At 57.8% G+C, this 13,814-nt stretch carries 12 protein-coding genes and 1 pseudogene; 7 read left to right on the top strand and 6 right to left on the bottom strand.

The genetic code is table 11. From position 1 onward, the window contains the following. The 3 genes from TK42_RS15115 to TK42_RS15100 form a co-directional block, all read left to right on the top strand. A partial coding sequence (locus TK42_RS15115; RefSeq protein ID WP_177464482.1) for an RHS repeat-associated core domain-containing protein occupies positions 1-1,017 on the top strand: 1,017 nt, incomplete at its 5' end. Between the two features lie 2 nt (positions 1,018-1,019). After that, positions 1,020-1,379: a hypothetical protein gene (locus TK42_RS15110; RefSeq protein WP_103734599.1), complete on the top strand. Its 360-nt coding sequence runs from the start codon at positions 1,020-1,022 to the stop codon at positions 1,377-1,379. A 1,041-nt stretch (positions 1,380-2,420) separates the two neighbouring features. After that, complete coding sequence (locus TK42_RS15100) at positions 2,421-2,837, top strand: hypothetical protein (protein WP_177464480.1); 417 nt, start codon at positions 2,421-2,423, stop codon at positions 2,835-2,837. A 155-nt stretch (positions 2,838-2,992) separates the two neighbouring features. Here TK42_RS15100 and TK42_RS15095 read toward each other — a convergent pair whose 3' ends face one another. From TK42_RS15095 to TK42_RS15085, 3 genes are all read right to left on the bottom strand, one after another. After that, the gene (locus TK42_RS15095) at positions 2,993-4,222 is read right to left on the bottom strand and encodes a M20/M25/M40 family metallo-hydrolase (protein WP_078821560.1); all 1,230 of its coding nucleotides are present in this window, start codon (positions 4,220-4,222) and stop codon (positions 2,993-2,995) included. A 46-nt stretch (positions 4,223-4,268) separates the two neighbouring features. After that, on the bottom strand, positions 4,269-5,327 hold the full coding sequence (locus TK42_RS15090; protein ID WP_103734597.1) for a diguanylate cyclase: 1,059 nt from the start codon (positions 5,325-5,327) through the stop codon (positions 4,269-4,271). Positions 5,328-5,407: 80 nt separating this feature from the next. Further along, on the bottom strand, positions 5,408-6,040 hold the full coding sequence (locus tag TK42_RS15085; protein ID WP_103734596.1) for a LysE family translocator: 633 nt from the start codon (positions 6,038-6,040) through the stop codon (positions 5,408-5,410). Between the two features lie 172 nt (positions 6,041-6,212). On the opposite strand from TK42_RS15085, the gene TK42_RS15080 reads away from it, so the two are divergent. Together TK42_RS15080 and TK42_RS27350 are read left to right on the top strand one after the other, a co-directional pair. Then, positions 6,213-7,649 (top strand): PLP-dependent aminotransferase family protein, encoded by a 1,437-nt coding sequence (locus TK42_RS15080; RefSeq protein WP_103734595.1) that lies wholly within the window; start codon positions 6,213-6,215, stop codon positions 7,647-7,649. Next, a pseudogene (locus tag TK42_RS27350) lies at positions 7,640-7,744 on the top strand (outer membrane lipoprotein carrier protein LolA); the annotation flags it as partial. The gene TK42_RS15080 and the pseudogene TK42_RS27350, both read left to right, overlap by 10 nt. Before the next feature lie 29 nt (positions 7,745-7,773). On the opposite strand, the gene TK42_RS15075 reads toward TK42_RS27350, so the two are convergent. Further along, positions 7,774-8,244 carry an Lrp/AsnC family transcriptional regulator gene (locus TK42_RS15075; RefSeq protein ID WP_005788981.1) on the bottom strand — a complete coding sequence of 157 codons (471 nt, stop codon included), beginning with the start codon at positions 8,242-8,244 and terminating at the stop codon, positions 7,774-7,776. A 123-nt stretch (positions 8,245-8,367) separates the two neighbouring features. On the opposite strand from TK42_RS15075, the gene TK42_RS15070 reads away from it, so the two are divergent. Both TK42_RS15070 and TK42_RS15065 read left to right on the top strand, forming a co-directional pair. Beyond that, positions 8,368-9,612: a methionine gamma-lyase gene (locus TK42_RS15070; protein WP_032880742.1), complete on the top strand. Its 1,245-nt coding sequence runs from the start codon at positions 8,368-8,370 to the stop codon at positions 9,610-9,612. Between the two features lie 228 nt (positions 9,613-9,840). Continuing rightward, positions 9,841-10,512, top strand: coding sequence for a helix-turn-helix transcriptional regulator (locus tag TK42_RS15065; RefSeq protein WP_177327439.1), 672 nt, complete (start codon positions 9,841-9,843; stop codon positions 10,510-10,512). Positions 10,513-10,643: 131 nt separating this feature from the next. Here the strand turns inward: TK42_RS15065 and TK42_RS15060 are convergent, their stop codons facing one another. Next, positions 10,644-12,602: a MacB family efflux pump subunit gene (locus TK42_RS15060; protein ID WP_032880741.1), complete on the bottom strand. Its 1,959-nt coding sequence runs from the start codon at positions 12,600-12,602 to the stop codon at positions 10,644-10,646. 3 nt (positions 12,603-12,605) lie between these two features. Next, complete coding sequence (macA, locus tag TK42_RS15055) at positions 12,606-13,757, bottom strand: macrolide transporter subunit MacA (RefSeq protein WP_032880740.1); 1,152 nt, start codon at positions 13,755-13,757, stop codon at positions 12,606-12,608. Between the last annotated feature and the right edge of the window lie 57 nt (positions 13,758-13,814).

Here is a 13,814-nt window from a genome sequence, read left to right as displayed (position 1 = left end):
AAGACCGTGGATGACATAACCACGGAGTTTTTCTGGCAAGGCGACAAGCTGATTGCCGAACACCATGCGGACTGTCATCGCAGCTACATCTACGAACCGGACAGCTTCCGCCCATTGGCGCTGCTGGAAGGCTATGGTCCAAAGGACACCAAGCCCTACCACTACCAACTCGACCACCTCGGTACCCCACAAGAACTCACCGCCCCAGACGGCGAAATCGTCTGGTCCGCCCACTACCGCGCCTACGGCCAGATCGCCCGCCTCGACGTGGGCAAAATCGAAAATCCGCTGCGTTTCCAGGGTCAGTATTTCGACCAGGAAAGCGGACTGCACTACAACCGCCATCGCTACTACAATCCGGATATTGGTCGTTACCTGACACCGGATCCGGTGAAGTTGGCGGGTGGGATCAACTCCTATCAGTACGTGCCCAATCCGACGAGATGGGTAGATCCACTAGGCTTAAATACATGCCCAGGTGCTGACGGGTGTAAACCCAGCACTAGTGCTCCAAATCCTGCGGAGAGTGTTAACCACGGAGAGCCTGCCTTACCGCAACTGACCCGCGCGCAGCGGCAGGCAAGAATTGATGATCTCGCAGAATCAAATGCTCATCGGCGTTTATCAGAGCTTGAAGCGTCGATTCCAGGTGCGCATTTCTTAGAAAAACACGGTGCACAGACGTCGCTAGCGTCTCAACTAGAGCGGGTAATGACAGCTAGGAACCCAACCACTGGAGAGATAGAAACGTTCGAAAGAGGCAGGAGAGCTGGACAACCGAGACCTCCAAGCGCCGCTACACATTTCCTCAGCCATAGAGACCAATTAAACGCGATTGACCGCGCAATGTTAATTTTCAAACTCAATGGTCGAGCAAGCGCTCCACCCCCAATGGATATGGGAAAAATCATAGGCGAAGGGTATAAAAGAGATGGGCTAGAATATGGAAAACAGAGAAAAGCGGTTGTGTATCTGAATGAAAATGGAAACCCAATTACCGCCTATACGGATTTTTAAAAATGAAAAGACGACCACAACTATCAATACTTAAAGGCTTGCTTTTTACTTACTGTATCGAAAACACTAGAAATCTTGAAAGAGAAGAGATCATTGCTTCAAAAAATATCAACAACCCAAAAGAACTAATGGAACTTTTCGATACTTTAACCAAGCCAGTATTTTATACTTATACCCCTGAAGAGCAGGATTGGTTCATCGAGACTATAAGACATTATCTTTTAACCGACGAAACGTTCGATTCAGTCTTCTATCTCTTCGACACTTACTTTGAGGATGACATCATCGACAATAGAGCTTTCATGAAAACACTACTTGACTGCCTAACCCACTACAAAGCGGAAGCAACTGCGAATGAATAACCCAGCACAAACTACTTTTTAATTGCTGCTTCCATACAAGACAGATAGAACCACTTGAAGACCGTAGAGAATATTAATACCGACAACTTCCTAAATAAACAAGTCATGACACCCCAGTTGTATCGAGCCGATTTTCAACACAATGAATACCCAGACTGGAAAGAAAGAGAAAGTAAACTCAAGCCCTCAACTCAAAAGCTGGAAAATATATCTTCAGGCTCTCAATAAAGCCATCTATAAAGCACAAGGAAACAATTCATTACATACAGGGTATGACAATCTCGGTAATCCCGTAGCAAGAATGGAAATCCCAAACTCCGGACACAGATACAAACCCAACAAAAAAGACAAAAACAATCCGAAACAGATGGAAAACATGAACAACATGGAAGTTAGATTTGACAAATATAATATAACCCGCACATTCACTGCGTTCCCATACTGAGCATTACAATGCTGAAATCACCATTTAGAGACATGCCTTTCACGCCTAAGATCTCTTACATACTGGCAGCGCTGTCAATATATGATCTTGAAGAAACCAAAGGCAAGACGTTATGGAGATATGATCCGAACAACACTAAAGAAAGAGAAACAATAATAAAAGATTTTATCCTAAAAGATTTGATGTACCTTTCTTACAGGCATCGATACATACTAATCTCAATGCTTAAGAATGAATTGAGCAACCCTGACTTCGATTTCGCCAAAGAATTTGAAAGCGATTATGACGAATACATAACAATGGCCTAGAACGAAACAGAAATCGCCGATCCCCGAGGCTTCTTCGCGGACATCTATAGACTGGCCAATGAGGTTTGGAAAGAAGACCTCCAAAAAGCCAGCCTCGAAGACCCTGCCACATGGTGACCCGAGTCTTGGATATACTGAATATCCAATGTGGGAGGGGCTTGTCCCGCTAGCAATGGCTCAGTCAATGCATATGCAAACTGATCCACCGCCATCGGGAGCAAGCCCCCTCCCACATTTGAATCTCATCAGCACTGCAATCTAAGGTTCTGATCAACTCTAAGAACGATAATGTTAAAAGACCCTTTCTTAAATGAGCCGTTTGATCCTAGCCTAATGTGGTTTATTGGGGTTTTTGATATTTATGATCGCGAGCAAGAGCTTGGCACAGAGCTAGAGCAATATGATCCAAACAAAAAAGCTGATAGAGAAGAGCTCATAAAAAAATACGCTTTAAATTTGAGCTATCTTTCGTACCGACACAAATACGTTTTAATTGAAAGCCTAAAGGCCAAATTGAACGACCAAAACTATAACTTTAAGAGCTTATTTGAGATAGGCGAAGATGAAGCCGGATCTTGGCCGAGAGCAGAGTGGTACGAGCTGCATGACCCGAGAGGCTTTTTAAAGGGCATATATATTATCGCTCAGGAGGTCTGGAAAGAAGACCTCCAAAAAGCCAGCCTCGAAGACCCTGCCACATGGTGACCCGAATCTTGACCACACTGAATATCCAATGTGGGAGGGGCCTTGCTCCCGATAGCAGTGGGTCAGCCAAAGCATATGCAAGCTGATCCACCGCCATCGGGAGCAAGCCCCCTCCCACATTTGAATCTCCTCAGTACGGCAATCCAACGCTTCGATCAGCGCTTGGCCAGCTCCATAATCATCCGACTCAACAGATAAACCCGCGGCACCACGCTCTCCACCTCGGCATATTCCTCCGCCGTGTGGATATTGCCCCCCACAATCCCAAACCCATCCAACGTCGGCGTCCCTACCCCGGCCGACAAGCTGGCATCTGCCGCGCCGCCACTGCCTTCGATGGTCAACTTGCGCCCCAGCTCGCCATAAATACCTTGGGCGATCGCCACCAACTTATCCGATTCGGCCGTTTGCGGCATTGGTGGCAAACCACGTTGCAGGCTGGTTTTCACTTCTGTGTCGGGGATCAACTTGTTGGCTGATACCCGCGCCAGATCCTTCTCGATTCGATCGAACTCTTCCGGCACCGCCGCACGTACGTCGGCCTTGGCAGTGGCCTGGTCGGGGATAACGTTAGTGCGGTCACCGGATTTGAGCACAGTGAAGTTGATGGTGGTCTTCTTCTCTTCATCACCGAGCTTGCCCAGTTGCAGGATCTGGTGCGCGGCCTCCATGGCGGCGTTGCGGCCCAGTTCCGGGGCGACGCCGGCGTGGGCGGACTTGCCTTTGACTTCGACCACCGCGGTCGCGCTGCCTTTGCGCCATACCACCAGGCCGTCCGCTGGGCGGCCGGGTTCCAGGTTGAGGGTCACGTCATGGCCCTTGGCGGTTTTACGGATCAGTTCCGAGGCAGCCTCAGAGCCGGTTTCTTCGCTGGCGTCGAGCAGGAAGGTGATCTGTGCGTAGTCCTTGAAGCCCTGGTTTTTCAGGACTTTCAGCGCGTAGATGCCGGCGACGATGCCGCCCTTGTCATCCATCACGCCGGGACCGTAAGCACGACCATCCTTGATGTGGAACGGGCGCTCGGCGGCCGAGCCTTCCTTGAAGACAGTGTCCATGTGCGCCATCAGCAGGATCCTGGCCTTGCCGGTGCCTTTGAGGGTGGCAACCACGTGGCTGTTATTGGCCGCCTTGTCCGGTACCAATTCAATGCTGAACCCCAATTGCTTCAACTCATCCACGGCGATGTCACGCACTTGGGTCAGGCCCGGCTCGTAACCTGACCCCGAGTCGATATTTACCAGGCGCTCCAACAGCTTCAGGGCCTGGGCCTTGTACTGCTCGGCATCCGCCTGGATCTGCTTGTGAGGTTCGGCGCTGTAGGCCGGCATGACGAAGGACAACGCCAGGGTGGCGGCCAGCAGGGTACGCGGGAAAGTGAAGAGCATGGAGCGATCCTTTTTTGTTGGAATGGGCTCCCCACACCCTATCTCACTAGACCGACCGCAACCAACCCTCCTGCACGGCGTTCACCCGGTTGCGCCCGCTGCTCTTGGCTTCGTACAACGCCTGGTCGGCATCGTTGAGCCAACCGATGGAGTCAGCGTGGGTCGGCTGGTACGGCGCCAGGCCGATACTCAAGCTGACGCGCAATGCCGGGTCCTGGGCATAGGCCAAGGCGTTGAAGCGATCGCGCAAGGCCTCCATCACTTCGGTGGCGCGATTGAGGGGCATGTCCGGCAGGATCACGCAGAACTCATCGCCGCCATAACGCCCGGCCAGATCGGTGGCGCGCAGGTTCTGGCGCAGCACTTTGCTCAATTGGCGCAGGACGATATCGCCGGTCACGTGGCCGTAGGTGTCGTTGATGGTCTTGAAGTGGTCAATATCAATCAGCGCGATGGCGGCGCCCGCCTGGTTTCGGCGGCAGCGTTGGAACTCGATGTCCAGGTGGTCTTTCCAGGCACCGTGGTTGAGCAGGCCGGACAAGCTGTCGGTGCGGCTCAAGGCCAACAGCTCACGCTTGTGCCGGGCCAGGGTCACGGCCTGGCGGTAGCAGATCCAGCCCAGCACCAGGGGATACAGCATCAGGATCGGCAGGCAGGCATACAACTGGGCCTGGGTGGTCACGGCGATAAAACCAGGCGCAAAAATCAGCAGCGCCGCGCCCAGCCCCAGCGCCTGCGCCGCCCACCCCGCCAGCATAAAGCGCGTGCCACCGATGGCCACGTTGTTCATGGTCATCATCGACAGGGTGGTGACGCTGGGCAGTGGGTTGAAGTGCATCGCGCCGACCCAAAACCCGCCGCAAAAAGAATCGAACAACAGGCTACGGCGCTCACTGCCCAGGGTATGGGCTGCACGCAAAGACAATTGAAACGCCACATGCGGCCACACAAAAGCGTTGATCAGCATCCAGGCCCACACCCAAAGGGAAGGACTCAGCGGATACATGGCAAACACCACGCAGATGAAGCCGAGGCTCAGCCCCAGAAGACGAGATTTGTACAAGCGCGAAGCGAGCGGAAGTCCCTTTCCTCCTACGGCTGGCATGGTGGGGTGCGATCCTGAGTGAGTGCCTGGAGTCTAACAGGGCAACGTCAAATCGCCACTACTGCTTACACGCTAATCCTTCAGTGTGAAAAGCCACGCGCCAGCATCCATGCAACGCCCAACAGCAGTACTGCGGTGCCCCGCTGCAACAACACCCGCCGCTTGGGGTTTTCCAGTACATGCTTGATGCGCTGGCCGAAATAGCAATACAGGCACCCGCTGGCAAATTGCAGCAACAGGAAGGTCGCCCCGAGGATGGCGATGTCCGCCGCCGAACTGTGCTCCCCCGCGCCTGCAAACTGCGGGAACACCGCACTGAACATGATGATGGTCTTGGGGTTGGAAAACCCGGTCAACAGCCCTTTGCCAAACAGGCTGTGCGAGCCCTCCACGGCGCCCGCGTTGTTGATCGACACGCCGCTGCTGGTCCACTGCTTGTAGGCCAGGTAGAGAATGTAGGCCACCCCGACAAACTGGATGGTCTGGGTAATGGCAAGGTTGCCCTTGATCAGTTCCGAGAAACCGACGGCAAAAATCAGGATGGAAATCAGGTACGACACACTGGCGCCGATCTGCGCCGGGATCGAACTGCGCAGGCCGTCCTTCAAGCCCAAGCTCAGCAACAACAGGGTCATGGGGCCGGGGCTGAAGGTCATGGTGGCGCAAAACAGCAGGAAGTAGAGAAACGAAGACAGGGTTAATGCACTTGTCATGGCCGCGGACCTTGAATGGAAAGAAACACGCCTCAAGCGCCCGCCCCAGGGCGGTCTTGGCGGTCTGGTTACGGCGCAGTCTAGGGCAGCGGCATTGCACAAGGCAGGTAAAGTGATGCCTAATTCGGCCTGACTTCACCGGTAAAATTACCGGCAAACACAAGGACCCGTCATGTTTGTATCCGCCATCGCTTTTGTGGAAGGCACCCCCAAGGTCCAGCAGATCGTCGAGGCGTTCAGCCAGGCCATCGAGAACGGCGAATGGGCGCCGGGCAGCAAGTTGCCGTCGGTACGGGAATTGACCCAGACCCTGGGCGTGAGCAAGTTCACCCTCAATGAGGCGCTGGACCGCCTGCGCGGGCGCCATTTGCTCACCTCCAGCCAAGGCCGTGGCTACTTCGTGGCGATGGACAGCGCCCGGCCAGCAACGGCGACCTGGGTCGACTTGCTGCCCCAGGACCTGCTCAGCATATTGCGTCGCCCACTGGTCACCGCCAGCGGCGAACTGCGCCCCGGCGGTGGGCACTTGCCGGAGGAATGGCTCAATGGCGAAGCGATCCGCCAGGCCATGCGCAGCGTGGTGCGTGCGCCAACGCTGCGCATCGCAGGCTTGGGCACGCCAGCCGGGCTGCTGCCGTTGCGCCAGGCGCTGCAACAGAAACTGCACGGTGAAGGTTTGTCGGTGCCCGTGGAACAGATCATCACCACGCCCAACACTGTGCAGGGCCTGGACATGCTCATGCGCCTGCTGGCCCGACCTGGCGACACGGTGTTGCTCGACGCGCCGTGCTACTTCAACTTCCACGCCAACCTGGCGCTGCATGGGGTCAAGGTCGTTACCATTGAGCGCCGCCCCGACGGTTTCGATTTCGCAGCCCTCGAACAGTTGCTGGCCGAACACCGCCCCAGCCTCTACCTGACCACCAGCGTTTTGCATAACCCCACCGGGCATACCTTCAGCCCCAGCCAAGCGTTTCGCCTGCTGCAGCTGACCCAGCAATACCACTGCCATATCGTCGAGGATGATCTGTATGGCGACCTGCACCCCAACCCTCCCCCGCGCCTGGCTGCCGTCGCCGGGCTCGACCAGGTCACCTACTTGTCAGGGTTCTCCAAGATCCTCAGCGCCAACACCCGGGTCAGCTACGTCGTGGCCGCGCCGCAACTGGCTGCCAACCTCACCAATATGAAGTTGATGAGCGGCGGCGTAACCTCCGAACTGTTCGAACAGATCGTCTACCGTATGCTCACCGAAGGCAGTTATGCCAAGCATCGCAAGCGCATGGTGCAACGCCTGATGGAGGCCGGTGGACGCGTCGAACAATGGCTCAAGCGCTGCGGCTGCGAACTGCCGATGGCCTATGAAGGCGGAATGTTTATCTGGGCGCGTCTGCCGAAGGGGGTGAACGGCGAATTGCTGGCCCAGGAAGCGTTGAAACGCAGCATGGTGCTGGCGCCCGGTGCGCTGTTTGGCTACGACCCGGCCCATCGCGACTCGATGCGCTTCAATGTGGCCCACAGTGATGAGCCACGGGTGCAGCGGGTGTTTGAGGCGTTGTTGCATGAAGTGGCGCAGAGCAATGCCCATGCCGGGCGCGAATCCCTGTAGGAGCGGGCTTGCCCGCGAAGGTCGTCAACGATGACGCGGGTTTACAGCCCAAGCGCGGCGCTCTCAGGTTTTTCGCGAGCAAGCTTGCTCCTACAGAAAAGCCAATTGAGGTGTTTTGAGCCGTTCACCCCGGCAACGGAATTACCCGCAACGGCCGCACCGACTTGTACGAAAAGCTCGAATAGATTTCCTTGACGCAGGGCAAGGTCTGCAAGACTTCGCGGGCAAACTCGCCAAACGATTCCAGGTCCTTGGCCACCACTTCCAGCAAAAAATCATAGCGGCCCGACACGTTATGGCACGCCACGATTTCCGGAATCTCCAACAGGCGCTGCTCGAACGCGCGGGCGATTTCCTGGGTGTGGCTGTCCATCATGATGCTGACAAACGCGGTCACCCCATAGCCCAGCGCCTTGGGCGAGAGGATCGCCTGGTAGCCGCTGATCACCCCGCTTTCCTCCAGGGTGCGCACCCGGCGCCAGCAGGGTGAGGTCGTCAAGGCGACCCGCTCGGCCAGTTCGGCCACGGTCAGGCGGGCGTTGCCCTGCAATGCGTTTAAAAGGGCTTTGTCGGTGCGGTCCAGCTTGATGGGCATAACGTGCCTCTAATCATTATTTTTATCGGTGTTTGATTCACAAACGCGGGTTTTTCCAGCAGTTTTTGCAAGGTTCGTCCGTGGTTATGAGCATAGCATTGTAGGAAATAAGGAGCGCCCGACATGACCAATAAACACCACACCTGCGGCTTTTCCACCCGTGCCATTCACCACGGCTATGACCCCAAGGACCACCACGGCGCGCTCGTACCGCCGATTTACCTGTCGGCCACCTTCGCCTTTCCCACGGTTGAATACGGCGCCGCGTGCTTTGCCGGCGAAGCCAGCGGCCACTTCTACACGCGCATTTCCAACCCGACCCTGGCGCTGCTGGAATCACGCATGGCCACCCTGGAAAACGGTGAAGCGGCGGTGGCCTTCAGCTCCGGCATGGGCGCGATTGCCGCGACGTTCTGGACCCTGCTACGCCCGGGCGACGAGGTGATCGTCAGCCAGACCCTGTATGGCTGCACCTTCGCTCTGTTGCACCACGGCATCGGCGAATTCGGCATCAAGGTGCGGCATGTTGACCTGACCGACCTGGCCGCCCTGCAAGCGGCCTTGTCCCCGGCGACCCGCATGATCTACTGCGAAACCCCGGCCAACCCCAACCTGCGCCTGATCGACATCGCCGCCGTGGCCAGGCTTGCCCATCAACAGCCGAATGTCACCCTGGTGGTCGACAACACCTACTGCACGCCCTACCTGCAACGGCCCCTGGAACTGGGTGCCGATGTGGTGGTGCACTCGGCCACCAAATACCTCAGCGGCCATGGCGACATCACCGCAGGCATTGCGGTGAGCAACCAGGCGCTGGCACAGCGCATTCGCCTGCAAGGGCTCAAGGACCTGACCGGCGCGGTGATGTCGCCCCAGGACGCGTCGTTGCTGATGCGCGGCCTCAAGACCCTGGCCCTGCGCATGGACCGCCATTGCAGCAATGCCCAGGCGCTGGCCGAAGCCTTACAGGCGCACCCGGCCGTGGAGAGTGTGATCTACCCCGGGCTGCGGTCCTTCCCACAGTACGAACTCGCGACCCGGCAAATGAAACTGCCCGGCGGCATGATTGCCTTTGAACTCAAGGGCGGGATCGAGACGGGGCGGCGCTTTATGAACGCACTGCAACTGTTCACCCGTGCGGTCAGCCTGGGGGATGCCGAATCGCTGGCGCAACATCCGGCGAGCATGACCCACTCCACCTATACCCCCGAGCAACTTGCGCAGCACGGTATCAGCGAGGGCCTGGTGCGTTTGTCGGTGGGGCTTGAAGACGTCGCCGACCTGTTGGCGGATGTGCATCAGGCCCTGGCCAAGTGCGGCCGCAACACGGTGCGTCAGGCCGCGACAGCGCCCTCTGCTGTGAGATAGCGCCTACACGTAAAGTGATTTTTATCCTGGCGGTGGTCGGACGGATCCGACTACCGTTATGCGTTTTTAATCTGAATTTTATCGATTGGATCCCCCTGCCTTCGCCAGCCTGTACTAGCATGGTGGCGGCGGGAAGGATTATCCGTGCAGGTTATTCATAGCGGTTACCTTGTTGACTCCCGCCGCTATAACACCCAATACCTGTACCCGAAACTCATGGACGAATTGATGAACTCACACCTGTTCCCACATATAGGCAAGGTCATCGCCAGCACCGGCAGCCGCCATTTCCCACGTATGCTGCATGACCTCATCCTCACCCAACTGGCTGTGGACGCCACCCATATCACCCAGCTGCAGGTCAACAGCGAAGGCCACAGCCGCCGCAAGATCAGCCCGGTCTACACCGACTCGGTGGCAACCCTGGGGGCCGAGCAACCCGCCGCACAATTGCACCTCACCCGACACAAGGACGATGTGCGCTACGTGCTGTCGGTGTACCGCTCGCACCCCTCGCAGAGTTTTTCTGCCCAAGAGCGCAGCATGTTGCAGGACTTCTCCACGCTGTTGCTGCCCATGGTGGAAAAACACATCACCGCGATCCAGCCTGGCCGTCAGGACAGCCCGCCGGCAGTGCCACAGCACCAGGGCATCGAAACCCTGCGCCGACGCATCCAGGAGCGCCTGGTGCAATCGGGGCTGACCCTGTCCAACCGTGAACTGCAAGTGTGCGTGGGCCTGCTGGCCGGGCGCACCGCACCGGAGCTGGCCGAACAACTGGCATTGAAGGTCAACACCATCGAAAGCTATCTCAAGCGCGCGGCGATCAAGCTGGGGATCAGTGGGCGGCATTCGTTGTTGCGGTGGATGTACTCGACCCAAGACAGCACCCGTTTCTAGGCGGACGCAGATCAAACTGTGGGAGGGGGCTTGCTCCCGATAGCGGTGTATCAGCCATTACATCTTTGACTGAAAAATTGCTATCGGGAGCAAGCCCCCTCCCACATGGGGTCCTCATTGGCAGATAGGGATCAGTCCCTTGCCAATGCCTCTATCGGGTCCAACCGCGCCGCATTTCGCGCCGGCACAAAACCGAACACAATGCCGATCAGTGTCGAGCAGGCAAACGCGGTAATGATCGAGCCCACCGAAAACACCATTTCCCACTCCTTCACAAACAGCGAAAACAGATAACCGATGGCGTAGGACAACGAGATCCCGATGATCCCGCCGATCAAACACACCATCACCGCCTCCACCAGAAACTGCTGGCGAATATCCGACTGGCGCGCCCCCACCGCCATGCGGATACCAATCTCGCGGGTGCGCTCGGTGACCGACACCAGCATGATATTCATCACGCCAATGCCTCCCACCAGCAATGAAATCACCGCAATCAACGACAACAGCAGCGCCAGGGAACGGCTGGTTTTTTGCACCGTCTGCATGATGCTGTCGAGGTTGTTGGTGAAGAAGTCCTTGGTGCCGTGACGTTGCAGCATCAGCTTGTTGACGTTGTCTTCCACCACCTTGCTCGGCTGGCCGTCTTTGATGCGCACGGTGATGCTGTCCAGATGACGCTGGCCCAACAGGCGCCCCGCCGCCGTCTCATACGGCACCCACACGTTCAGCGCCTTGCTGGCGGCGAACATGTTCTTGTTGTCCGCCGTCACGCCGATCACCGTACACGGCAGGTTGCCCACCAGGATCACCTGGCCCAGCGGGTCGATGTTCGGCCCGAACAGCCGCTGGCGGGTGTTGTGGTCGATCACCACCACCTGGGCCTGGCGTCGCGCATCGCTTTCACTGAAGGCAATGCCGGCTTCCAGCTTGAGGCCCTTGACCTTGAAGTAGCGATCACTGACGCCGTTGACCTGGGCATCCACATCGATGTTGCCAAAGCGCAGCAACAGGTTGCGGCCCACCACCGGCGTGGCGCTGTCGACGTAATACAGCTGGTTCAGCGCGTCCACATCCGAGGGCATCAGCGTCTGGATCGCCGAGGCGCGACTGTCGCCAAAGCTGGTGCCGGAAAAGATATCGATGGTGTTGCTGCCGATCGCCTGGATGTCCTTGAGCACATAGCGCTTGGCGCCTTCGCCGATGGCCGAGATCGACACCACCGAGGTGATCCCGATCACAATGCCGAGCATGGTCAGCAAGGTGCGCATGCGGTGCGAAATCAGCGCCACCCAGGCCATGTTGAAGGCTTCCTTGAATAGCCCCAGGCTCGCCACCAGGCGCCGCGCTCCGCTGCGCCTGGGCTCGATCGGCGCTTCGCTGGGCAGCTCCAGGTCAACGCTGTCATTGACCTTGTCGCTGACGATCTCACCGTCACACACCTCGACAATGCGCTGGGCATTCGCGGCGACCTTGGGGTCGTGGGTGACGATGATCACCGTGTGCCCGGCCGCGTGCAGCTCTGCGAGGATACGCATCACCTCCTTGCCGCTGTGGGTGTCGAGGGCGCCGGTGGGTTCGTCGGCGAGGATCACTTCGCCGCCGTTCATCAGGGCCCGCGCGATACTCACGCGCTGTTGTTGCCCGCCGGACAGCTGGCTGGGCCGGTGGGAGATATGACTCGCCAGGCCCAACCGCTGGAGCAACTCCCGCGCACGACTGTGACGCTGGCTTTCAGGAGTACCGGCATAAATCGCTGGCATTTCCACGTTGTGCAAGGCGCTCAGGTGAGCAAGCAAATGGTAGCGCTGGAAGATAAAGCCGAAGTAATCACGGCGCAGCTCAGCCAGTTGCTCATCGCCCAGGGAGCGGGTTTCGATGCCATTGATCTTGTAGCTGCCGGCGGTGGCGTAATCCAGGCCGCCAAGGATATTCATCAGGGTCGATTTGCCCGAGCCCGAGGCGCCGATGATCGCCAGCATTTCCCCGGCATGAATCGTCAGGTCGATGCCTTTGAGCGCGATGAATTCACGCTCGCCGGCCATGAAACTACGGGTAATGCCCTTGAGTTCCAACAGAGGCTGAGTCATGGATCAGCTCCCTGCCACGGCGGGTGTGGCGTCGCCGATCACCACCTTGTCGCCCTCGGCCAGGCCATCCAGAATCTGCACTTTGACGTTGTTATTGATGCCGGTCCTGACGTTGCGCTCTACCGCTTTGCCCTTGGCATCCAGCACCCGCACCGGGTAACTGCCGTCGGCATTGCGTGCTCCCAGCGCCGCCACCGGCACCATCAACGCGGCCTCGGCGGTGTCGAGCACAATGCGCACCTGTGCGGTCATGGCGATGCGCAGGCGGTGGTTAGGGTTGGGCACGTCGAACAGCGCGTTATAAAACACCGCGGTGTTCTGCTTGGGGGTGCCGGCGGTCTGGGTTTCGAGGAAGTTCTGCGGGGCTGGTTCAGTGCCGCGCAGTTTGGCGTAATAGCGTTTGTCCGCCTCGCCGAGGATGGTGAAGTACACCTGCTGGCCGGGGCTGATATGAATCACATCCGCTTCCGAGACTTGGGCCTTGACGGTCATGGTGTCCAAGTCCGCCAGCTTGAGCAGTACCGGTGCGAGCTGGCTGGCGATCACGGTCTGGCCTTCCTGGGTGACGATGCCCACTACGTCGCCGTCGATGGGCGCGTTGATGCGGGTGTAGGCCAGGTTGACCTTGGCGGTGTCGATCTGGATGTGTGCGCTTTTGATCTGTGCGTCCAGGGACAGCAGGTTGGCCTGCTGCACCTGGAAGCTTGATTCGGCGTCTTCGAAATCCTGGCGTGACACCGATTCGTCGGCCTGCAGGCCCTTGTAGCGCTCATAGACAGACTTGGCCTGCTTGAGCTGCGCGGCGGTTGCGCGGCGTTGGGCCTGGAGGTTTTCTTCGTCGACCTGGGCTTTGCGCAGGGTGTTCTGCAGGATCAGCGGGTCGATTTCGGCGAGCCACTGGCCCTTTTTTACCTTGTCGCCGACTTTGACTTTCAGCGATTTGAGCTGGCCGGAGACTTGGGCGCCGACGTCGACCTGCTTGATGCCTTCGAGCAGGCCGGTGGCCAATACTGCGTTTTCGATATCGCCGCGTTCGGTGGTGGCGGTGAGGTATTGGGGGGCGTCGGCGGGGGCCTTTACGGTGTAGATGATCAGGCCGATGGCGACGGCCAATGCTGCCAGGAGGCCGATTTTGCGGAATTTAGACGTTTGCATGGTTGGCTTCTTGATTGAGTACAGATCCGTTGGCCGGGTAGACGCGGCATCGGGTTG

It is taken from the genome of Pseudomonas sp. GZJR-8, assembly GCF_002916705.1.
Lineage (GTDB): Bacteria > Pseudomonadota > Gammaproteobacteria > Pseudomonadales > Pseudomonadaceae > Aquipseudomonas > Aquipseudomonas synxantha_A.
Note: the sequence above shows the minus strand (reverse complement) of the source record. Positions and strands in the feature narration are given on the sequence as shown.

Excerpts from the sequence above, each read along its gene's own strand:
- TK42_RS15110 (WP_103734599.1), top strand. The coding sequence starts at position 1,020 with ATGAAAAGACGACCACAACTATCAATACTTAAAGGCTTGCTTTTTACT.
- TK42_RS15100 (WP_177464480.1), top strand. The coding sequence starts at position 2,421 with ATGTTAAAAGACCCTTTCTTAAATGAGCCGTTTGATCCTAGCCTAATG.
- TK42_RS15095 (WP_078821560.1), bottom strand. The coding sequence starts at position 4,222 with ATGCTCTTCACTTTCCCGCGTACCCTGCTGGCCGCCACCCTGGCGTTG.
- TK42_RS15090 (WP_103734597.1), bottom strand. The coding sequence starts at position 5,327 with ATGCCAGCCGTAGGAGGAAAGGGACTTCCGCTCGCTTCGCGCTTGTAC.
- TK42_RS15085 (WP_103734596.1), bottom strand. The coding sequence starts at position 6,040 with ATGACAAGTGCATTAACCCTGTCTTCGTTTCTCTACTTCCTGCTGTTT.
- TK42_RS15080 (WP_103734595.1), top strand. The coding sequence starts at position 6,213 with ATGTTTGTATCCGCCATCGCTTTTGTGGAAGGCACCCCCAAGGTCCAG.
- TK42_RS15075 (WP_005788981.1), bottom strand. The coding sequence starts at position 8,244 with ATGCCCATCAAGCTGGACCGCACCGACAAAGCCCTTTTAAACGCATTG.
- TK42_RS15070 (WP_032880742.1), top strand. The coding sequence starts at position 8,368 with ATGACCAATAAACACCACACCTGCGGCTTTTCCACCCGTGCCATTCAC.
- TK42_RS15065 (WP_177327439.1), top strand. The coding sequence starts at position 9,841 with ATGAACTCACACCTGTTCCCACATATAGGCAAGGTCATCGCCAGCACC.
- TK42_RS15060 (WP_032880741.1), bottom strand. The coding sequence starts at position 12,602 with ATGACTCAGCCTCTGTTGGAACTCAAGGGCATTACCCGTAGTTTCATG.
- macA (WP_032880740.1), bottom strand. The coding sequence starts at position 13,757 with ATGCAAACGTCTAAATTCCGCAAAATCGGCCTCCTGGCAGCATTGGCC.